This is a genomic window from Limimaricola litoreus (genome assembly GCF_024159025.1).
Taxonomy (GTDB): domain Bacteria; phylum Pseudomonadota; class Alphaproteobacteria; order Rhodobacterales; family Rhodobacteraceae; genus Limimaricola; species Limimaricola litoreus.
In genome coordinates, this window is record NZ_JAMYXC010000130.1 from 26,754 (window position 1) to 47,479 (window position 20,726).

Annotated in this window: 20 protein-coding genes; 6 read left to right on the forward strand and 14 right to left on the reverse strand. The window is 68.2% G+C overall.

Annotation, left to right across the window (positions count from 1 at the left end):
* Positions 1-41: 41 nt before the first annotated feature.
* On the reverse strand, positions 42-3,473 hold the full coding sequence (locus NHG85_RS09085) for an indolepyruvate ferredoxin oxidoreductase family protein (protein WP_253331646.1): 3,432 nt from the start codon (positions 3,471-3,473) through the stop codon (positions 42-44).
* A gap of 129 nt (positions 3,474-3,602) precedes the next feature.
* Between NHG85_RS09085 and NHG85_RS09090 the strand changes: the two genes are divergently transcribed.
* Complete coding sequence (locus NHG85_RS09090) at positions 3,603-4,067, forward strand: Lrp/AsnC family transcriptional regulator (RefSeq protein WP_253331649.1); 465 nt, start codon at positions 3,603-3,605, stop codon at positions 4,065-4,067.
* A 4-nt stretch (positions 4,068-4,071) separates the two neighbouring features.
* On the opposite strand, the gene NHG85_RS09095 is transcribed toward NHG85_RS09090, so the two are convergent.
* From NHG85_RS09095 to paaG, 11 genes are all read right to left on the reverse strand, one after another.
* Positions 4,072-4,680, reverse strand: a complete 609-nt coding sequence (locus tag NHG85_RS09095; RefSeq protein WP_253331650.1) for an acyltransferase — start codon at positions 4,678-4,680, stop codon at positions 4,072-4,074.
* Positions 4,680-6,725, reverse strand: a complete 2,046-nt coding sequence (paaZ, locus tag NHG85_RS09100; protein ID WP_253331652.1) for a phenylacetic acid degradation bifunctional protein PaaZ — start codon at positions 6,723-6,725, stop codon at positions 4,680-4,682. Before paaZ ends, NHG85_RS09095 begins: the two co-directional genes overlap by 1 nt.
* 3 nt (positions 6,726-6,728) lie before the next feature.
* On the reverse strand, positions 6,729-7,799 hold the full coding sequence (locus tag NHG85_RS09105) for a ferredoxin--NADP reductase (protein WP_253331653.1): 1,071 nt from the start codon (positions 7,797-7,799) through the stop codon (positions 6,729-6,731).
* Positions 7,799-8,284 carry a 1,2-phenylacetyl-CoA epoxidase subunit PaaD gene (gene paaD, locus NHG85_RS09110; protein ID WP_253331654.1) on the reverse strand — a complete coding sequence of 162 codons (486 nt, stop codon included), beginning with the start codon at positions 8,282-8,284 and terminating at the stop codon, positions 7,799-7,801. Before paaD ends, NHG85_RS09105 begins: the two co-directional genes overlap by 1 nt.
* A 5-nt stretch (positions 8,285-8,289) precedes the next feature.
* Positions 8,290-9,039, reverse strand: coding sequence for a 1,2-phenylacetyl-CoA epoxidase subunit PaaC (gene paaC, locus NHG85_RS09115; RefSeq protein ID WP_253331655.1), 750 nt, complete (start codon positions 9,037-9,039; stop codon positions 8,290-8,292).
* Positions 9,039-9,323, reverse strand: coding sequence for a 1,2-phenylacetyl-CoA epoxidase subunit PaaB (gene paaB / locus NHG85_RS09120; protein WP_253331656.1), 285 nt, complete (start codon positions 9,321-9,323; stop codon positions 9,039-9,041). The genes paaC and paaB overlap by 1 nt, the downstream gene beginning before the upstream one ends.
* A gap of 5 nt (positions 9,324-9,328) precedes the next feature.
* Positions 9,329-10,300, reverse strand: coding sequence for a 1,2-phenylacetyl-CoA epoxidase subunit PaaA (gene paaA / locus NHG85_RS09125; RefSeq protein WP_253331657.1), 972 nt, complete (start codon positions 10,298-10,300; stop codon positions 9,329-9,331).
* A 157-nt stretch (positions 10,301-10,457) separates the two neighbouring features.
* Positions 10,458-11,309: a PaaX family transcriptional regulator gene (locus tag NHG85_RS09130; RefSeq protein WP_253331658.1), complete on the reverse strand. Its 852-nt coding sequence runs from the start codon at positions 11,307-11,309 to the stop codon at positions 10,458-10,460.
* A 57-nt stretch (positions 11,310-11,366) separates the two neighbouring features.
* Positions 11,367-12,677, reverse strand: a complete 1,311-nt coding sequence (paaK, locus tag NHG85_RS09135; protein WP_253331659.1) for a phenylacetate--CoA ligase PaaK — start codon at positions 12,675-12,677, stop codon at positions 11,367-11,369.
* A 42-nt stretch (positions 12,678-12,719) separates the two neighbouring features.
* Positions 12,720-13,163, reverse strand: coding sequence for a hydroxyphenylacetyl-CoA thioesterase PaaI (gene paaI, locus NHG85_RS09140; RefSeq protein ID WP_253331660.1), 444 nt, complete (start codon positions 13,161-13,163; stop codon positions 12,720-12,722).
* Positions 13,160-13,957 carry a 2-(1,2-epoxy-1,2-dihydrophenyl)acetyl-CoA isomerase PaaG gene (gene paaG / locus NHG85_RS09145; protein WP_253331661.1) on the reverse strand — a complete coding sequence of 266 codons (798 nt, stop codon included), beginning with the start codon at positions 13,955-13,957 and terminating at the stop codon, positions 13,160-13,162. Before paaG ends, paaI begins: the two co-directional genes overlap by 4 nt.
* Positions 13,958-14,128: 171 nt before the next feature.
* Here paaG and NHG85_RS09150 point away from each other — a divergent pair, with 171 nt between their 5' ends.
* The 5 genes from NHG85_RS09150 to NHG85_RS09170 are packed head-to-tail and all read left to right on the forward strand — an operon-like array spanning position 14,129 to position 18,674.
* Positions 14,129-15,271, forward strand: a complete 1,143-nt coding sequence (locus tag NHG85_RS09150; RefSeq protein WP_253331663.1) for an ABC transporter substrate-binding protein — start codon at positions 14,129-14,131, stop codon at positions 15,269-15,271.
* Positions 15,272-15,282: 11 nt separating this feature from the next.
* Entirely contained in the window at positions 15,283-16,155 is an 873-nt protein-coding gene (locus NHG85_RS09155) for a branched-chain amino acid ABC transporter permease (RefSeq protein ID WP_253331665.1), read from the forward strand.
* Positions 16,155-17,186, forward strand: coding sequence for a branched-chain amino acid ABC transporter permease (locus tag NHG85_RS09160; RefSeq protein ID WP_253331667.1), 1,032 nt, complete (start codon positions 16,155-16,157; stop codon positions 17,184-17,186). Before NHG85_RS09155 ends, NHG85_RS09160 begins: the two co-directional genes overlap by 1 nt.
* Positions 17,183-17,971, forward strand: a complete 789-nt coding sequence (locus tag NHG85_RS09165) for an ABC transporter ATP-binding protein (protein ID WP_253331668.1) — start codon at positions 17,183-17,185, stop codon at positions 17,969-17,971. Before NHG85_RS09160 ends, NHG85_RS09165 begins: the two co-directional genes overlap by 4 nt.
* Positions 17,964-18,674, forward strand: a complete 711-nt coding sequence (locus NHG85_RS09170; protein WP_253331670.1) for an ABC transporter ATP-binding protein — start codon at positions 17,964-17,966, stop codon at positions 18,672-18,674. The genes NHG85_RS09165 and NHG85_RS09170 overlap by 8 nt, the downstream gene beginning before the upstream one ends.
* Before the next feature lie 56 nt (positions 18,675-18,730).
* On the opposite strand, the gene NHG85_RS09175 is transcribed toward NHG85_RS09170, so the two are convergent.
* On the reverse strand, positions 18,731-19,750 hold the full coding sequence (locus NHG85_RS09175) for an ABC transporter ATP-binding protein (protein WP_370363003.1): 1,020 nt from the start codon (positions 19,748-19,750) through the stop codon (positions 18,731-18,733).
* Positions 19,747-20,724: an ABC transporter ATP-binding protein gene (locus tag NHG85_RS09180; RefSeq protein WP_253331674.1), complete on the reverse strand. Its 978-nt coding sequence runs from the start codon at positions 20,722-20,724 to the stop codon at positions 19,747-19,749. The genes NHG85_RS09175 and NHG85_RS09180 overlap by 4 nt, the downstream gene beginning before the upstream one ends.
* Between the last annotated feature and the right edge of the window lie 2 nt (positions 20,725-20,726).

Below are 20,726 nucleotides of genomic sequence, written 5' to 3' on the forward strand. Positions count from 1 at the left end.
GAACGACCCCCGAGGGGCCGTTCCGCCGCGCTCCGGCCGGGCTAGCCCAGCGCGGCGCGCAGTTGCTCGACGCGGGGCTTTACCCGCGCCACCGCCTCGGCCTTGACCGGTCCGAAGCCCCGGATCTCCATAGGCGCCGCCAGCATCTCGCGGCAGCTGTCGAGATCCCCCGCATTGGCCGCCTTGCGGCAATCCGACATGACCGCCTCGAACCAGCCGATCAGGGCGCGCTCCATGCGCCGCTCCTCGGTGTAGCCGAAGGGATCGAGCGCGGTGCCCCGCAGGCGCCTGAGCCTGGCCAGCCCCCGGAACCCCGGCTTGATCCAAGGCCCGAAGGCGCGCTTGCGCGGACGGCCCCGACTGTCGCGGCCCAAGGGAAGAAGCGGCGGCGCGAGGTGATGCTTCACCTTGAAATCGCCCTCGAACTCCGCGCGCAGCCGCTCCTCGAAGCCGGTCTCCTCGTGCAGCCGCGCGACCTCGTATTCGTCCTTGTAGGACATCAGCTTGAACAGCGACTTCGCGGCCAGCCGGGTCAGCTCCTCGGCCGCGTCTTCGGGCAGCTCCAGCCCGGCGCGGAAGGCCGAGAGGCGGTCGCGGTAACGCTGCGCCCAGGCCTCGTCCTGATACGCGACGAGGAAATCGGCGCGCCTCTCGATCAGCTCCTCCAGCGTCCGAGACGCGGCAGGCTTGCGGCCCAGGGCCCCGTCGAGGGTTTCGGGCCTTGCCGCCAGAAGCCGCCCGTAAGCCAGCGCCAGCCGGTTCTTCTCGATCGCCACGCCGTTGAGTTCCACCGCCTGCTCCAGCGCCGCGAGGCTGACCGGCACGAGGCCGCTTTGCCAGGCATGGCCGAGCATCATCACATTGGAAAACACGGCGTCGCCCAAGAGCGCCTCGGCCACGGCGTTGGCGTCGAAGGCGTCGAGCTTCTCGGCGCCCACCGCCTGCGCGATCGCCGCTTCGCGCGCGTCGACCTTGAGGTCGGCGTCGCGGTGCAGAACCAGATCGCCGGTGGGCATCTCGGCGCGGTTGAGCACGACCCGTGTGCCACGGCGGTAGCAGACGCTCGCCTTGGGCGAGGACGAGGCGACGATGTCGCAGGCGATCACCGCATCCGCCGTGCCAGCCTCGATCCGGACCTGATGGATCTCCTCGGGGCTGCGGGCGAGGCGGATGTAGCTCAGCACCGTGCCGAACTTCTGCGCGAAGCCGGTGAAGTCGAGCACGCTCGACCCCTTGCCCTCGAGATGCGCGGCCATGGTGATCAGCGCGCCGACGGTGACGACGCCGGTGCCGCCGACGCCCGAGACCAGAAGCTCGTAGGGTTTCGACAAGGCAGGAAGATCGGGCAGAGGCAGTTCACGCGCCAGCGCCAGCGCATCAAGCCCCGCGCCCTCGCGCTTGCGGCGCGTCGCCCCCTCGACGGTGACAAAGCTCGGGCAGAAGCCTTCGAGGCAGGAGAAATCCTTGTTGCAGCTCGACAGGTTGATCTTGCGCTTGCGGCCGAACTCGGTCTCCTTCGGCTCCACGCTCAGGCAGTTCGAGGCGACCGAGCAATCGCCACAACCCTCGCACACGAGCTCGTTGATGTAGGCGAAGCGCTTGGGGTCCTCCATCGTGCCGCGCTTGCGGCGGCGGCGCTTTTCAGTGGCGCAGGTCTGCTCGTAGATCAGCACCGTGACACCGGGGATCTCGCGCAGCTCGCGCTGGATGCGATCGAGCTCGCGGCGATGATCGATGGTGGTGCCGCGGGGCAGGTCCGAAGGCTCGAACTTCATCGGATCGTCCGAGACCAGTGCGATCCGCTCGACCCCCTCGGCCCGGCAGGAGTGGGCGATGGCCTGCACGCTGACGGGGCCGTCGACCGGCTGGCCGCCGGTCATGGCGACGGCATCGTTGTAGAGGATCTTGTAGGTGATGTTGGTCTTGGCCGCGACGGCCTGCCGGATCGCGAGGCTGCCGGAGTGATACCACGTGCCTTCGCCCAGGTTCTGGAAGATGTGGCGATTGCCGTTGAACTTCGAGGTCACGGCCCAAGGCACGCCCTCGCCGCCCATCTGCGCGTAGCCCAGCGTCTCGCGGTCCATCCACGACGCCATGACGTGGCAGCCGATGCCGGAATTGGCTTGGCTGCCCTCGGGCAGCTTGGTCGAGGTGTTGTGCGGGCAGCCCGAACAGAAATAGGGCGTACGGGTCGCGCCGGGAATGGTCAGGACCGGTGGCGGTGTTTCGGTCAGCGCCTTCGCCTTGGCCGGGAAACCCTCGCCGGGGAACAGCTTGTCGAGACGCTGGGCCAGAACCGGCAGCAGCACCTTGGGCGACAGCTCGCCGGTCCAGGGCAGGAGCGCGTTGCCCGGCCCGTCGAACTTGCCGACCATGCGCTCGGGCTTGTGGCCGGGCCAGTCGTAGAAATATTCCTTGAGCTGGCTCTCGATGATGCCGCGCTTTTCCTCGACGACGAAGACCTCCTGCTTTTCCTGCACGAAGTCGAGCGCGGCCTTTCGCGCCAGCGGCCAGACCATGCCGACCTTGTAGACGTCTATGCCAAGGCGGCGGCATTCGGTCTCGTCGAGGCCCAGCAGCCGCAGCGCCTCCATCAGGTCAAGATGGCCCTTGCCGGTGGTGACGATGCCGAAGCGGGCCTCCGCGACGCCATATATCGCATGGTCGATCGGGTTGGCCTCGGCAAAGGCCTGCACGGCGGCGAGCTTGTGCTGCATCCGCGCCTCGATCTCGGGGGAGGGCAGGTCCGAGAGCCGGACATGCAGCCCGCCCTGCGGCGCGGTGTAATCGGGCTGGGCGAAGTCGCGCGGCGGCAGCAGCTCGACCGACTGGCCGCTCTCGACCGTCTCCGACACCGCCTTGAAGCCGACCCATGTGCCCGAGAAGCGCGACAGGGCGAAGCCCCATTCGCCGAAGGGGAGGTATTCGGCGACCGAGGCCGGGTTCAGCACTGGCATGAACCACGACATGAAGGCGACGTCGGACTGGTGCGACATGGAGGACGACACGCAGCCATGATCGTCGCCCGCGACCACCAAAACCCCGCCCTTCGCGGACGAGCCGTAAGCGTTGCCGTGCTTGAGCGCATCGCCCGAGCGGTCGACGCCCGGCCCTTTGCCGTACCACATCGAGAAAACGCCCTCGACCTCGCGCTTGGGGTCGAGCGCGACCTGCTGCGCGCCGAGCACCGCCGTCGCCCCGAGATCCTCGTTCACCGCGGGCAGGAATTCGATCCGGTGCTCCTTCAGCTGCTTCTCGCCGCGCCACATCTCCATGTCGAGCGCGCCCAGGGGCGAGCCGCGATAGCCCGAGACGAAGCCCGCGGTGTTCAGCCCGGCCTTGCGGTCGCGCCGGGCCTGGTCGAGCATGACGCGCACCAGCGCCTGCGTGCCCGTGAGGAACACGCGCCCCTCGGTGCGGTCGTAGCGGTCGGACAGCTTGTAGCTGCGGAAGCTGTGCGATTGATCGGTCATGGCGGAGTCCTCCCCGACTCTGGCTTGCCTCACTGTGGACCGCGCGGCCTGGATATTGCTTTCAGTTTCGCGCGATCAGCGGTAGTTTGCGGGATGCCGTTTCACGGCGAGCGCCCTTGATGGAATGCCATGGTCACCTCACTCGATCCCGCCGATATCCGCATCCTGACGGCGCTGCAGGAGGACGGGCGCCTGTCGAATGCCGATCTGGCCGAGCGGGTCGCTATGTCGGCCTCTTCCTGCTGGCGGCGGGTGCGGGCGCTGGAGGAGGCGGGGGCGATCGAGCGGCCGGGCGTGCGGCTCAATCCCGAGGCCTGCGGGCTGTCCTTTCAGGCGATCGTGCATGTCAGCCTCGTGCGCCACGAGATGCGGCCTGTGGAGGATTTCATCCGCGCGGTGCAGGCCCGGCCCGAGGTGCAGGAATGCTATGCCACGACGGGGCAGGCTGATTATCACCTGCGGGTGCTGTGCCGCGACCTCGCCGCCTACAACGCGTTTCTCGAAGAGTTCCTGTTCCGCCAGCCGGCGGTGGCCAGCGCGCAGACCAACATGGTGCTGCGCGCGGTCAAGACGCGCGGCGTGCTGCCGCTCTAGCGCGTCATTTCTGCGGCGTGGCGAGGTATTTCGGATCATAGGCCGGGGCCTCGACCCTCTTGCGGCCCTCTTCGGCGCGGGGCAGCGGATCGCAGGCGACGAGCTTCCCGCCCGCCTCCGCCGCGAGCCGCGTGTAGACCGCGGTGCCCTGGCTCTTCCACGCGACCTCGTCTTCGGTGAGCTCGCGGATCATCTTGGCGGGCATGCCCACGACCATCGAGCGCGGCGGGATCTGCATCCCGGCCTTCACGAAGGCGAGTGCCGCTACGATGCTCTCGGCCCCGATGACCACATCGTCCATGATCACCGCGTTCATGCCGACCATCGCGTTCTCGCCGACGCGGCAGCCATGCAGCACCGCGCCATGGCCGACATGGCCGCGCTCCTCGATCACCACGTCCTTGTTGGGAAAGGCGTGCATCACGCAGGTTTCTTGCAGATTGGCGTTGGCGCCGACGACGACCCGACCGAAATCGCCGCGCAGGATCGCGCCAGGGCCGACATAGGCGCCTGCGCCCACATGCGCATCGCCGATCAGCACCGCCTCGGGGTGGACGAAAGCGGTCGGATCGACCACCGGCACCACCCCGTCATAGGCATAGACGCGGGCCATCAGAGATCGCGCTGCTGTTTCGCCACGAGCGTCAGCACGTCGTATTGCGCCACCACCTCCGCGTCGTCGCGCAGCACGGTGCAGTCCCAGCGGACCTCGCCATAGTCATCCGTTTCGCGCGGGTTGATCTGCTTGGCGGTAAGCTGGACGCGCAAGCTGTCGCCCGCGTTCACCGGGGTCATGAAGCGCAGGGAATCAACGCCGTAATTGGCGAGCACCGGGCCCTCGTCGGGCTGCACGAAAAGACCGGCGGCGAAGGAGACGATCAGGTAGCCATGCGCGACGCGGCCTTCGAAGAACGGGTTCCGCGCTGCGGCGTCCTCGTCCATGTGGGCATAGAAGGTGTCGCCGGTGAAATTCGCAAAATGCTCGATGTCCTCGAGCGTGACCTTGCGCGCGGGCGTGACGATGGTGTCGCCGATCTCCAGCTCCGCAAGCGACCTGCGGAACGGGTGCACCTCGGTTTCGCGGCGCGCGGCGCCCGGCATCCACTGGCCGATGACGGCCGTCAACTGATCCGGCGTGCCCTGCAGCGCGGTGCGCTGCATGAAGTGTTTCACCGCGCGCATGCCGCCCAGCTCCTCGCCGCCACCGGCGCGGCCCGGCCCGCCATGCACCATCTGGGGCAGGGGGGAGCCGTGGCCCGTGGAGGTCTTGGCCGAGAGGCGGTTGCCGAACAGCACCCGGCCATGCAGCTTGGCGATGCCGCGGCCCAGCGTCTTGGCGACCTCCGTGTCGTCGGTGAAGACCGAAGCCACGAGCGAGCCCGCACCGCGATTGGCGATCTCGATGGCCTCGTCGAGGCTGTCATAGGGCATCAGCGTGCAGACCGGGCCGAAGGCCTCGATCTCGTGCGGGGCCTTCGCGGTCAGCGGATCGTCGCAGACCAGAACGCAGGGCGCGACGAAGGCGCCTTTCTCGGGCACCGAACCCGGCGCGATGGCGACGCGCGCTTCGGCACCGATCGCCTCGACGGCGCGGCGCACCTCCTCGACCTGGTCGGTCGAGGCCAAAGCGCCCATGCGAGTCTCCTTGTCGGCCGGGTGGCCGATCACCGTCTTCTCGATCCGGGCGCGCAGCGCCTCGACGGCAGGCTCGACCAGTGCGCGTGGCAGGATGGCGCGGCGGATCGCGGTGCATTTCTGGCCCGCCTTGGCGGTCATCTCGCGATGCACTTCCTTCACGAACAGCTCGAATTCCGGGCTGTCGGGCGTGGCGTCCGACCCGAGGATGCAGGCGTTGAGGCTGTCAGCCTCAGCGGTGAAGCGCACCGCGTTCTCGATGATCGCCGGGGTATTGCGCAGCTTGCGCGCGGTGGCCGCCGAGCCGGTGAAGGTCACGACGTCCTGGCAGGTCACCCGATCCAGAAGATCGCCGGTGCGGCCGCAAATGAGCTGCAGCGCGCCCTCGGGCAGCTCGCCGGTCTCCAGCATCAGCCGGACGCAGGCCTCGGTGAGATAGGAGGTCTGGCTGGCGGGCTTCACGATGGCGGGCATGCCTGCGAGCCAAGTCGGCGCGAGCTTCTCCAGCATGCCCCAGACCGGGAAGTTGAAGGCGTTGATGTGGATCGCGACACCTTCGAGCGGCATCAGGATGTGCTGGCCGATGAAGCTGCCGTCCTTGGACAGGATCTCGGGGGGCCCGTCGGGGATGACATGGGCGTTGGGCAGCTCACGACGCCCCTTCGAGGCATAGGACAGCATCGTGCCGATGCCCCCCTCGATGTCGATCCAACCGTCGGAGCGGGTGGCGCCGGTGGCGGTCGAGATTGCGTAGAGCTCTTCCTTGCGCTCCATGAGCGCCAGCCCGATCCGCTTCATCATCATCGCGCGCTGATGCGTCGTCATTTCGCGTAACCTGGACCCGCCCACCTCGCGGCCGTGGCGCAGCATCTCGCCCATGTCGATGCCGGTGGCGTCGACGCGGGCGACCGGGTCGCCGGTCGCGGCATCGGTGACGACCTGGCCCTCGCCGGTGCCGGCCTGCCAGCGGCCCGCGACGTAGCTTTCAAGGCGGCGCGGCTCTGTCGGGATGGCGTCCAGCATGTCTCAGTGTCCTTCGTATTCGATGGTGATCTCGTCCGACAGCGGCAGGCACTGGCAGGTCAGCACCAGCCCGTCCGCCACCTCGTTGTCCTCGAGAGCGTAGTTCTGCATCATTTCCACTTCGCCTGATTTCACCCGGCCGATGCAGGTCGAGCAGACGCCCGCCTTGCACGAATAGGGCGCGTCGATGTCGTGCTCGCGCGCGGCCTCCAGCACCGACTGGCCGCTGCGCGGCATGGTGAAGCTGCGCGACACGCCGTCGAGGATGACGGTCGCACGGACCATATCACCGCTTTCGCGCGCGGCCTTGGCACCCTCGCGCATCTTGGCGCGTCCCGGCTGGGCGGCGCCGAACAGCTCGAACTTGATCTTGTCCTTCGGCATGCCCGCCTCTTCGAGCGCGGTGGCCACGTCCTTCATCATCGCCTCGGGGCCGCAGATGAAGGCCATCTCGGCCTTTGGGCTCACCCATGGGCCGAACAGCGCGCGGCATTTTTCGGCGTCGATCCGGCCCGAGAACAGCTCGATCTCCTGCGCCTCGCCCGAAAACACATGCACGACGTTGAGCCGGTCGAGATAGCGGTCCTTCAGATCGCCGATCTCGCTCTTGAACATCACCGAGGAGAGCTGCCGGTTGCCATAGACCAGCGTGAAACGCGCCTGTAGCGAGCCCTGCAGGATGCTCTTGGCGATCGACAGGACCGGCGTGATGCCGGAGCCCGCGGCAAAGCCGAGATAATGCTTCTCACCCGCCTCCTCGGGGGCGTGGAAGCGGCCCTGGGGCGGCAGCGCGTCGAGCCTGTCGCCGACCTGCAGTTCGTGCTTGGCAAAGCTGGAGAAGGCCCCGCCATCGACCTTCTTGATGCCGACGCGCAGCCCCTCTTCGGGGGTGGCGCAGATCGAGTAGGAGCGGCGCAGCTCCTCGCCGTCGAAATCGCGGCGGAAGGTGAGGTACTGGCCGGGGCGGAAGCGGAAGCGCTCGCAATCGCCCTTGGCGGGGGCGAGCGAGACGACCACGGCGTCGCGCGTGTCGTGGTCGATGCCGGTGACGGTCAGCGGGTAGAACTCTTGCATCAGATCGCCTTGAAGTAATCGAAGGGCTCACGGCAGTCGCGGCAGCGGAACTGCGCCTTGCAGGGGGTGGAGCCGCGCCCCGCCAGCATCTCGGTGTTCTCCGAGCCGCATTGCGGGCAGGCGGCGGTCTGGGCCGAGAGCATGCCCGCGCAGTTGGCGGCATTCAGCTGCGGGGGGGCTATGCCGTAATCGAGCAGCTTCTGCCGGCCCTCGGGGCTGATCCAGTCGGTCGACCAGGCGGGCGACATCTTGCGGCGCACCTCGACCTTCTCGATGCCGCGCGCGTGCAGCGCCGTTTCGATGTCGAGCGCGATCACCAGCGTCGCGGGGCAGCCCGCATAGGTGGGTGTGACGTCGACCACCAGCGTCTCGCCCTCCCAGCCGACATCGCGGACGATGCCGAGATCGACCACCGAGATCGCCGGGATCTCGGGGTCGGGGACCTCGCCCAGCCAGCCGCGTACGGTGTCGGTGTCGGGCCGCATGGCGGTCACCAGCGGGCGTCGGGGTAGCTGCGCGGGACCGATTGCATCTCCGCTAGGATGTAGCCCATCGTCTCGGTGTGGATGCCGCTGCGGCCGCCGGTGCGGGCGTGGCCGTTCTCGGGAATGGCAAGCGTCGCGCGCTCCAGCGTGGCGGCGGTCTCGGCGTCGAAGGCGCGGCGCACCCGGTGGAGATCGGGCAGCACGCCCTGCTCGGCGAGCGTCTTCTCTACCTCGTCGGTCGCCATCAGGTCGGCGGCATAGGGCCACAGCGCATCGAGCGCGCCCTGCATCTTGGCGCGGCTTTCCTCCGAGCCATCGCCCAGACGCACGATCAGGTCGCGCGAGCGGTCGATGTGGTAGCGCACCTCCTTCACGGATTTCTGCGCCAGCCCGCGGATCGGCTCATGGCCGCTTTCGCACAAAGCCTCCTGCATCGGCAGGTGCCACGCGTCGAAAAGATACTGCCGCATCAGCGCGTGGGCGAAGTCCACGTTCGGCCGCTCGACCAGCTGCGCGTTGAGGAACTGCCGCTCGGTGCGAAAGAAGGCGAGGTCGTCGGGCGTGCGGCCCTTGCCCTCGGCCTCTGCCGCGATCTCGTACCACAGCTGGGTCTGGCCGATCAGGTCGAGCCCCATGTTGGCGAAGGCGATGTCCTCTTCCAGCACCGGCGCGTGGCCGCACCAGGCGGCGGTCTGCTGGCCGAGGATCAGCGCCGTGTCGCCCATGCGCAGGCAGAAGGTGACGAGCGGATCCATCACATCGCCCCCACGTCGTCGGGGATCTCGAAGAAGGTCGGGTGGCGATAGACCTTGCTCTTGGGGGCTGCGAAGTTGTGCTCGGCAGTGTCGGGGTCGAAGGCCGCGATCTTGGCGGATTCGACCACCCAGATGCTCACGCCCTCGTTGCGGCGGGTGTAGACGTCACGCGCGTTCTTCAGCGCCATCTCGGCATCGGGCGCGTGCAGGGAGCCCACATGCCGATGCGACAGCCCATGCTGGCCGCGAATGAAGATCTCCCACAGGGGCCATTCCTTGCTCATGTCGCTCACTCCGCCGCGATCTGTTGCTTTTGCTTCTCGGCATGGGCGGTCAGCCCGTCGCGATACCACGCGCCGTCGTCCCAGGCCTTGTTACGGGCGGCGAGGCGGTCCTTGTTGCACGGCCCGTTGCCCTTGATGACCTCGAAGAACTCGGACCAGTCCGGCTCGCCGAAATCGTAGCCGCCCTTGTCCTCGTTCCACTTCAGCTCCGGGTCGGGGACGGTGAGGCCCAGCCATTCGGCCTGCGGCACGGTCTGGTCGACGAATTTCTGCCGCAGCTCGTCATTGGTGTTCTGCTTGATGCCCCAGCGCATCGATTGCTCGGAATGGACCGAGTCCTTGTCCGACGGCCCGAACATCATCAGCGAGGGCCACCACCAGCGATTGAGCGCGTCCTGCGCCATCGCCTTCTGCTCCTCGGTGCCCTGGCACAGCTGGCGCATCACGTCGAAGCCCTGCCGCTGGTGAAAGCTCTCTTCCTTGCAGACGCGGATCATCGCGCGGGAGTAGGGGCCGTAGGAGCAGCGCTGCAGCGGCACCTGGTTCATGATCGCCGCGCCATCGACGAGCCAGCCGACGGCGCCCATGTCGGCCCAGGTCAGGGTGGGGTAGTTGAAGATCGAGGAATACTTGGCCTTGCCCGAGAGAAGCTGCGCCGTCATCTCATCGCGGCTGATGCCCAGCGTCTCGGCGGCGCAGTAGAGATAGAGCCCGTGGCCCGCCTCGTCCTGCACCTTGGCCAGCAGGATCGCCTTCCTTTGCAGGCTCGGCGCGCGGGTGATCCAGTTGCCCTCGGGCAGCTGGCCCACGATCTCGGAATGCGCGTGCTGGCTGATCTGGCGGATCAGCGTCTTGCGGTAGCCCTCGGGCATCCAGTCGTTCGCCTCGATCCGCACGCCGCGGTCGATCTTGGCCTGGAACTCCCGGTCCTTCTCCGAGGTCTCGGCGGCCCCGGTCTCGACGAGCTGTGCATACATGTCGGATCTCCTGCGGCTGGCGGCGACGCGATTCCCGCACGGGATTCTTCGCCTCATGCGAATTATGTGACACGTGATGCGGCACAATTCAAGTCACAAGATCGAATGAGTGTGATGTATCGCGACGCGGTTCCGCCCCGCGGAACGCGACCGTGTTTCAGTCGTAGGAGAGATCGGCGATGCGCCGCGCGATGCGCGTGGGATCGGCCCGAAGCGGCCCGTCGCGATCGACGAAATCGCGCGCCACGGCGGCATCGGCGCCGGGGGTGAGATGCAGGTAGAGCCGCGCGAAGAGCGCGCGCACCGCCGGGCCCTGCCAATCCTCGGGCAGCATTCCCAGCGGCAGCGCCGGGTCCGACAGAGCGATGTCGCGGTAGACATGCACCAGCAAGAGCCGCAGCCCCAGCGCCTCCTCGGGGCTGCAGGCCACGCCGTCGAGCGGTGCGAAGCCTTCCATGAAGCGGGCCATCCGCTCGGCCAGCGCATCGAGCGGCCAGGCGGCGCGGGCCATCTCCGTGAGGTCGTCCTCGGTGGTGGCGCGGAAATGCGGCGCGCCCAGCGGGGGCAGGGGGTCGCCCCGGTCGGGCAGGATCGCGAGATAGGGCTCGGCCATGCCGAAGCGCAGCCGCGTCAGCCGGCTGACCAGCGCCTCGCGCCCCGGCCCCTGCGGCAGCGTCACGAGGTGCCAGCCCTGCAAGGGGGCGGCGCGCGGGCGGCGGTAGATCAGCCGGGCGGCGCGCTGGAATTCCTTTTCCGCCGAGGCCGTCAGCCGGTAGTAGCTGCGCCGCCCGTCCTTCACCCCCTCGATCCGCTCCGAGGCCACGAGGCGCGACACGGCGGTGCGCACCCGGCTCTCGCTCAGCCCCACGGCGGCGCAGGCCGATATGATGTTGCCCATCCAGATCTCGCCACCGCGCGGGGCCACCACGTCGCCATAGAGCGTCACGATGAAGGCCCCGGCGCTGACCGGGTTGGCGGAAAGGGCGTGGTCGAGGGCGTCAGGCGACATGTCGGCTCCGGGTTGTGCGCGCGCCCCGGTGTAGGGCGCGCGCGTCACAGGCACAATTCAGCCCTTGGGCCGGGCGTCGACGACGCGGCGTGCCTTGCCTTCGGAGCGCGCGATGCTGCCGCAGGGCTTGATTTCGACCTTGCACGATACGCCGACCACGCTTTTCACATGCCCCATCAGCTCGCGCGCGGCGGCCTGGGCCCCCGCCTCGTCGCCATCCACCTTGCACTCGCAATGGATGCACATCTCGTCCATCCGGCCGCTGCGCGTGAGATGGATCTGGTAATGCGGGGTCAGCGCCGCGCATTTCAGGATCTGCTCCTCGATCTGGGTCGGGAAGACATTGACGCCGCGCAGGATTATCATGTCGTCGCTGCGCCCCGTCACCTTCTCCATCCGCCGCATCGAACGCGCGGTGCCCGGAAGCAGCCGCGTCAGGTCGCGGGTGCGGTAGCGGATGATCGGGAAGGCCTCCTTGGTCAGCGAAGTGAAGACCAGCTCGCCCTCTTGGCCATCCTCGACCGGCTCGCCGGTCACGGGGTCGATGATCTCCGGGTAGAAGTGATCCTCCCAGATATGCAGCCCGTCCTTGGTCTCGACGCATTCCTGCGCCACGCCCGGGCCCATCACCTCGGACAGGCCGAAGATGTCGACCGCGTCCATGTCGAAGGCCTGCTCGATCTCCGTGCGCATCGCGTTGGTCCAAGGCTCGGCGCCGAAGATGCCGGTCTTGAGCGAACTTTCACGCGGGTCGAGCCCCGCGGCGCGGTAGGCGTCGAGGATCGACAGCATGTAGGACGGCGTGACCATGATGATCGAGGGTTTGAAATCCTCGATCAGCGTGATCTGCCGCTCGGTCATGCCGCCCGAGACCGGGACCACGGTGCAGCCCAGCCGCTCAGCCCCGTAATGCGCGCCGAGCCCGCCGGTGAAGAGGCCGTAGCCATAGGCGACGTGGCAGATGTCGCCCGGCGCGCCGCCCGCCGCACGGATCGAACGCGCCATCACGTCGGCCCATGTGTCGATGTCGTTTTGCGTATAGGCCACCACGGTCGGCTTGCCCGTGGTGCCCGAGGAGGCATGCAGCCGCGCGATCCGGCTTTGCGGCACGGCGAACATGCCGAAGGGGTAGTTGTCGCGCAGGTCCTGCTTCACTGTGAAGGGAAACTTCTTCAGATCCGACAGGCTGTGCAGATCGTCGGGATGGACGCCCGCCGCGTCGAACTTGGCCTTGTAGAAGGGCGAGCCCTCATAGGCATGCCTGAGCGTCTGCTTCATCCGCTTGAGCTGCAGCGCCGTGATCTCGTCGCGCGAGGCGGTTTCGATCGGATCGAGGGGCGCGCGCGCCCCGGTGGGTCTGGTGAGCATGTCGTCCTCCCTGAGGCGCCCTCCCGCGGCGCCAATATCTGTTCACTTGGCGCGTGGCGTCACGATCCGCGAATTGCCGCGAAAGCTGGCGATCAGCGTGCCGTCCTCGCGCTGCACCGCCACGTCGTAGAGCCCCGAACGCCCCGCGCGCGTCACCTCCCGGCCAACGCCGATCAGCACGTCGCCCAAGCGGCCCGGCGCGTGATAGACGATGTCGCATTGCACGCCGACGGCCTGGTAGTCGTAGCTGTTGGCGGCAAAGGCAAAGACGCTGTCGGCGAAGGCGAAGGTCAGGCCGCCATGCAGCGTGCCATGGCCGTTCACCATGTCCTCGCGCACCTTCATCCGCATCTGCGCATGGCCGGGGCCGACCTCCACGAGCTCCATCCCCATGGCCCTGCTGGCGGTGTCCTCCTCCCACATTTCCTGCGTGCGCTTTTCGGCCTGCGCCTGCGGGTCGAGCCTCGTCTCCACCGCGCCGCTCATTGCGCCCGCCCGGTGAAGATCGGCTCCCGCTTCTCGGTGAAGGCGCGCACGCCCTCGGCATAATCGGGCGAGAAGCCCGCCTCGCGTTGCAGCTCGCGTTCGAGGTCGAGGCTGGCGTCGAGATCCTGCCCGCCCGCGGCCTGGATCGCCTGCTTGGTCAGCCCGTATCCATGGGTCGGCCCCTTCGCGAGGCTCGCGGCCAGAGCCCCGGCCTCCTCCATCAGCGCCGCATCGGGCACCGCGCGCCAGATCAGCCCCCAATCGGCGGCCTGGCTGGCGGGGAGGGGCTGGCCGGTCAGCGCCAGCGCCTTGGCCCGCGCCTCGCCCAGCGCCCGGGTGAGCGTCCATGTGCCGCCCGAGTCCGGCACGAGGCCGAGCTTGGCGAAGGACTGGATGAAGCGCGCGCTCTCGCCCGCGATGACGATGTCGCAGGCGATGGCGAGGTTCGCGCCCGCCCCCGCCGCCACGCCGTTGACCGCGCAGATCACCGGCTTGGGCAGGGCACGGATCGCGCGCACCAGAGGGTTCCACAGCGTGCCGATGGTCTCGCCCAGATCGGGCGCACCGCCCGTCGCGTCGGGATGCCGCTGGCCCAGATCCTGCCCGGCGCAAAAGCCGCGCCCCGCGCCGGTCAGCAGCACCGCGCGCACCGCCTCGTTCCCGGCGGCGCGGTCGATCGCCGCGCGCAGGCCTGCGTGCAGCTCGGGCGTGAAGGCATTGAGCCGGTCGGGCCGGTTCAGCGTCAACCGCAGCACGCCCTCCGACAGGTCTTCGAGCAGAACTGGCTCGGTCATGGTCCCTCCCACGGATCATGCGCCATGTCATCGCCGCCTCCCCTCAAAGGAGCACGAAATCGGGGCGCTTTCGGCAAAAATGTGTTGCATGACGGAGGCGACTGGTCAATGAATAAAGCGTCACGCAATGCCGAAAATGCGCAGCCAAATGTGACAAAAGGGAGGAATGACATGACAAGACAAGCCGTTGCCGCCGGTGTCTCGGCGCTGGCCCTGCTGGCGGGCACCCCCGCGCTGGCCGAGATCAGGATCGGCGCCTCGCTCGCCATCACAGGTCCGGCCGCCTTTCTCGGCGATCCCGAGGCCAAGACGCTGGAGATGCTGGCCGAGGAGCTCAACGCCAATGGCGGCATCAACGGCGAGGAGGTCGAGCTGATCGTCTATGACGACGGCGCCGACCCCAACAAGGCGCGCACCTTCGCCACCCGCCTGATCGAGGAGGATGAGGTGGTCGCGGTGATCGGCGGCTCCTCCACCGGCGCGACCATGGCGATGGCGCCGCTCTTCGCCGATTACGAGATTCCCTTCATCTCCCTCGCGGGTGCGGTGGTCATCATCGACCCGGTGCAGGAATTCGTCTTCAAGACGCCCCACACCGACCGCATGGCCTGCGAGAAGATCTTCGCCGACATCACCTCGCGCGGCATGTCCAAGGTGGGCCTGATCTCGGGCACCGGCGGCTTCGGCGCCTCTATGCGCGAGCAGTGCCTCGACGTGGCCGAGGCCTCGGGCGTCGAGATTGTCGCCGACGAGAGCTATGGCGGCTCCGACAGCGACATGACCCCGCAGCTGACCAACATCGCCTCCACCGAGGGCATCGAGGCCATCGTGAACCCGGGCTTCGGCCAAGGCCCGGCGGTGGTGACGCGCAACTACGCCCAGCTCGGGATCGAGCTGCCCTTCTACCAGAGCCACGGCGTCGCCTCCGACGAGTTCATCAAGCTCGCCGGGGACGCCGCCAACGGCCTGCGCCTTCCCGCGACGCCGCTCCTGATCCCCGACCAGCTGGCCGAGGACGACCCGCAGCGCCAGCCGGTGCAGGACTACATCGCCGCCTATGAAGAGGCCTACGGCGAAAAGCCCTCGACCTTCGGCGGCTATGCCTACGACGCCTTTCACCTGCTGGTGGACGCGATCGAGCGGGCCGGCTCCACCGACCCGGTCGAGATCCGCGACGCGCTGGAGGCGACCGAGGGGCTCGCGGGGGTGACCGGCGTCTATAGCTTCTCTCCCGAGGACCACATGGGCCTCGATCTCTCGGCCTTCCGCATCCTCGAGATCGAGGATGGCGGCTGGAAGCCGGTCGAAGAATAAGGGAACGCATCTTGTCGGAGCTATCGCAATTCCTCGTCTCCGGGGTCACGGTGGGCGCGATCTACGCGGCCATCGCCCTCGGCTTCACGCTGATCTACAACGCCTCGGGCGTGGTGAACTTCGCCCAGGGCGAGTTCGTGGTGATCGGCGGCATGACGGCGGCGGCGCTGATCGGCGCGGGCGTGCCGGTCTGGATCGCGGCACCCCTGGCGGTGTTCGCGGGGATGCTGGTGGGGGTGGTGCTCTACCAGCTTGCCATCAAGCCCGCGCGCGAGGCGCCGCTGGTCTCGCTGATCATCATCACGATCGGCGCCAGCATCTTCCTGCGCGGCGCCATGCAGGCGGTCTTCGACAAGCAGATCCATCGCTATGACGGCTTCTCCGGCGACGCGCCCTTGCGCGTCGGGGGGGCCACCATCCTGCCGCAGAGCCTGTGGATCGTCGGCGGCAGCATCGCGGTCTTCGCCTTCCTCGCCTGGTTCCTGAACCGCACGCGGGCGGGCCGGGGCATCAAGGCCACCGCCTCGAACCGCATGGCCGCGGCCCTCGTCGGCATCAACACCGGCCGGGCCATGAACCTCTCCTTCGCGCTTTCGGCCGCGATCGGCGCGCTGGCGGGCGTTCTGGCCACGCCGGTGACCTTCACCAGCTACGACGTCGGCGTTCTCATGGCGCTCAAGGGCTTCTCGGCCACCATGCTGGGCGGCGTCGGCTCGCCGCTGGGCGCGCTGGCGGGCGGTCTGCTGATCGGGCTGATCGAGGCGATGACGGCGGGCTACATCTCGTCGGACTACAAGGACGCCAGCGCCTTTGTCGTCATCCTTCTCGTGCTGTTCTTGCGCCCGCAGGGCCTGTTCGGCGCGCGCATCACGGAGCGGGTGTGATGGCGGGGCAGGGGACGACGACCGTGCCGAACGGGGCCGGGCAGACTGCCGCGGCCAAGCCCAGGCGCGCCGCGCGACGCGGCATCGGGCCGGGGCTGCGCACCTTTCTGATCTTCGCGGTCCTTGTGGGCCTCGGCGCGCTGATCTTCCCGTCGAGCTATTTCTACCGCGTCGGCACGCTGGTGTGGATCAACACGCTCGCCGTCACCGGCATCGTGGTGCTTCTGGGCTATGTCGGCCTCGTCAGCTTGGGCCATGCGGGCTTCTTCGCCATCGGCGCCTATGCCACGGCGATCCTGCCGAACTACGGCATCCCCTCGCCTCTGGCGATGCTGGCGGGCGTGGCGCTGGCGGGAGGTCTCGCGCTCGTCGTCGGGCGGCCGATCCTGAAGCTTTCGGGTTACTACCTCGCCATCGCGACGCTGGGGCTCGGGATGCTGATCTGGATGGTGCTCTCCAAGGAAGCATGGCTCACCGGCGGGCCCGACGGCATGGTCGTCTCGGGCATGAACGCGCGCAACCTGTTCAAGCTCGTGGGGCTGAAGCTCAAATCCGCCGAGGCGTGGTACTGGGTCGCGGGCTTTGCCGCCGCCATAGGCGCAGCCATCGCGGTGAACCTCGCAGGCTCCCCCACGGGCCGCGCCCTGCGGGCGATCCACGACAGCGACGTCGCCGCCCGCTCGCTCGGCATCGACGTGGCGCGCGCCAAATCGCTCGCCTTCGTGATCTCGGCGCTCTACGCCGCCGTAGCGGGCGCGCTTCTGGCGCTGGCCAATGGCTACATCACGCCCGAGACAGGCGGCTTCATGCATTCGGTCGAGATGGTCACCATGGCGGTGCTGGGCGGGGCCTCTTCGGTCTTCGGCGCGCTGGTGGGCGCGCTGATCCTGACCGCGCTGCCGCAGCTGCTCACCGTCTTCGCCGATTACGAGCACATGGTGCTGGGCGGGATCATGGTGCTGACCATGACCCTGATGCGCCGCGGCCTCGTGCCCTTCATCGCCGACCTGTGGACCCGGAGGAAATCATGAGCCTCGAAATCGACGGCATCGGCATCGCCTTCGGCGGCATCAAGGCCGTGGACGATGTGAGCTTCACCGCCAGGCCGGGCGAGGTTACCTCGATCATCGGCCCCAACGGCGCGGGCAAGACCACGCTCTTCAACCTCGTCTCGGGCGTCTATACCGCCAGCTCCGGCCGCGTGCGCATCGACGGGCAGGAGGTGACCGGCCTGCCGGCACACGCGCTGGCGCGGCGCGGCATGGCGCGGACCTTCCAGAACCTGCAGGTCTTTCCGCAGATGTCGGCGCTCGACAACGTCATGACCGGCTGCCACATGCAGGAAAAGTCGAACCTTTTCGCAGACCTGCTGGGCCTTGGCCCGGCGCGGCGCGAGACCGCGAAGAGCCGCCTCAGCGCCATGGCCGCGCTCGCGCGAGCGGGCCTTGCCGAGCTGGCGCGTCGCCCGGCCTCCGAGATGTCCTACGGCCAGCTCAAGCGGCTGGAGATCGCCCGCGCGCTGGTCACCGGCTGCACCATCCTTCTGCTCGACGAGCCGGCGGCGGGCTGCAACGCGGTCGAGACGCGCGAGGTCGACGATCTCATCCATGCCATCGCCGCCGAGGGCAAAACCGTCGTGCTGATCGAGCACGACATGCGCATGGTGATGCGGATCTCGGCGCATATCGTCGTGCTCGACCAGGGCCGCAAGATCGCCGAAGGCGGGCCAGAGGAGATCCGCAACAACCCCCACGTCATCGCCGCCTATCTCGGCGCCCATGGCGCCGCCGAAGCCGAGGCCGCCGCACATGTCTGATCCGCTTCTCTCCATCGAGGGCCTGCACACCGCCTACGGCCCGATCGAGGTGCTGCACGGCGTCGATCTTGTCGTGAACGAGGGCGAGATCGTCTCGCTCGTCGGCGTCAATGGGGTGGGCAAGACGACCCTGATGCGCTGCATCTCGGGCGTACAGCCGGTGAAATCGGGTGCGATCCGGTTCAGGGGCGAGGATCTGACCCGCCGCCCCGACCATGCCCGCGCGAGCCTCGGCATCACGCATTCGCCCGAGGGGCGGCAGATCTTCGGCGATCTCAGCGTCGCCGAGAACCTCCGCCTCGGCGGCTATCACCGCAGCGACGATCTGGGCGCGGACATGGAAGAGGTCTTCGGCCTCTTTCCGATCCTGCGCGACAAGGCCGATCTCGACGCGGGCGGGCTGTCGGGCGGCCAGCAGCAGATGCTCGCCATTGGCCGCGCCATCATGGGCCGCCCGAAGCTGATGCTCCTCGACGAGCCCTCGATGGGCCTTGCCCCGGTGCTGGTCGACCAGGTGCTCGCGGTGGTCAAATCCTTGCGCGACCGGGGCGTGACGCTCTTGATGGTCGAGCAGAACGCCTATGCCGCGCTGTCGATCGCGGATCGCGGCTATGTCATGGAGCAAGGCGAGATCACGCTGTCGGGCAAGGCCGCGGATCTCATCGCCGATCCGCGCATTCGCGAGGCCTATCTCGGCGCGTGACGCCGGACGCGTGACAGGCAAAGGAAAAAGGGGGCCGCGCGGCCCCCTTTCTCGTCTCAGCTCTCCGGCGCCTCGGCCGATGGCTTGCCCTCGCCTTCGGGGAAGAAGCAGGCCGATTTCTGCGTTGCTCCGTCGAGCAGCGGCCGCGCGGCGCGGCACTTGTCCTGCGCCTTCCAGCAGCGCGGCGCAAAGGCGCAGCCCGGCGGCACTGCGAGCGGCGAGGGCAGCTCGCCCTCGAGCTTGATCCGCTCCTTGGCGGCCTCCGGGTCGGCGCGCGGCGTCGCCGAGAGGAGCGCCTTGGTATAGGGGTGCTGCGGGTTGTCGAAGATCATGTCCTTCGGACCCGTCTCGACCGCCCGGCCCAGATACATTACCTTCACCTCGTCGGCGACATGGCGCACCACCGAGAGGTCGTGGCTGATGAAGAGATAGGCCAGCTGCATCCTTTCCTGCAGGTCGATCAGCAGGTTCAGCACCGAGGACTGGATCGACACGTCGAGCGCCGAAACCGGCTCGTCGAGCACCAAGACCTCGGGCTCCAGCATCAAGGCCCGGCCGATGGCGATGCGCTGGCGTTGTCCGCCCGAGAACATGTGCGGGTAGCGGTCGAAATGCTCAGGCCTGAGCCCCACCAGCCGCAGCATCTCGCGCGCCTTCTCCTCGCGCTCGGATTGCGGCATCTTGGGGCGGTTGATCAGCAGCGGCTCCATCAGGATCTGGCCGATCCGCTGGCGCGGGTTGAGCGAGCCGTAGGGGTCCTGGAACACGATCTGCACCTTGGAGCGCAGGCTCTTCCAGGCGTCTGGCGTGGCCTTGGTGCCACTGATGCTCATCTCGCCGCGGGTCGGCTCCTCGATCAGCGTCACGACGCGGGCCAGCGTGGACTTGCCGCAGCCGGATTCGCCCACCACCGCCAGCGTGCGGCCCGGCGTCAGCTCGAAATCGAGATCCGACAGCGCGCGCACGACCTTGGGTTTGCCGAACAGCCCGCCGCCCACCTCGTAGTGGCGGGTCAGGCCGCGCGCGGTGACGACGGGGGCAGTGCTGGTCGGGGCGTCTGTGGTCACGGCACTCACGAGGCAAGCCTTTCGTCGGTGTTGAGCGGGTAGTGGCAGCGCGCCAGCCCGAGGTCAGGCCCGCGCGGCGCGGGCGGCACCTTGCGGCAGTGATCGTCGGCAAAGGGACAGCGCGGCGAGAAGAGGCAACCCTGCGGCCGGTCGAACTGTCCCGGCACCACGCCGGGGATGGTCGGCAGCCGCTTGTCGGTGGCGCGCTCGGGCAGGGCGGCCAGAAGCGCCGAGGTATAGGGGTGGTGCGGCGCGCGAAACAGCGGGCGCACCGGCTGCTCCTCGACCTTCTGGCCGGCGTAATGCACCGAGACGCGTTGCGCCGTCTCGGCCACCACGCCCATGTCATGGGTGATCAGCACCAGCCCCATGCCGGTCTCGTCGCGCAAGCGCACCAGAAGATCGAGGATCTGCGCCTGGATCGTCACGTCGAGCGCTGTGGTCGGCTCGTCGGCAATCAGCAGCTTGGGGTTGCAGGAGATCGCCATGGCGATCATCACCCGCTGGTTCATGCCGCCCGACATCTGGTGCGGAAAGGCCTTGAGCCGCTGTTCGGGCGCGGGGATGCCCACGAGCTCGAACAGCTCCACCGCCCGCGCCTGCGCCGCCTTGCGGTCCATGCCGAGATGGATGCGCAGCGTCTCGCGGATCTGGAAGCCCACGGTGAAGCATGGGTTGAGCGAGGACATCGGCTCTTGGAAGATCATCGCCAGATCCTTGCCGACGATTCGGCGGCGGGCCCGGGCCGACATTTTCGACAGGTCGTGCCCGTCGAAGACCATTTCGTCGGCCGTCACCTTGGCCGTCCATGGTAGCAGGCCCATCAGCGCCAGCATCGACACCGACTTGCCCGATCCGCTTTCGCCGACGATGGCGAGCACGTCGCCCTTGTCCACGTCGAGATCGACCTGGTCGACGGCGCGGAAGCGGCCGCCGGTGGTCGCGAACTCGACCGAGAGGTTGCGCAGTCTCAGAAGGCTCATGA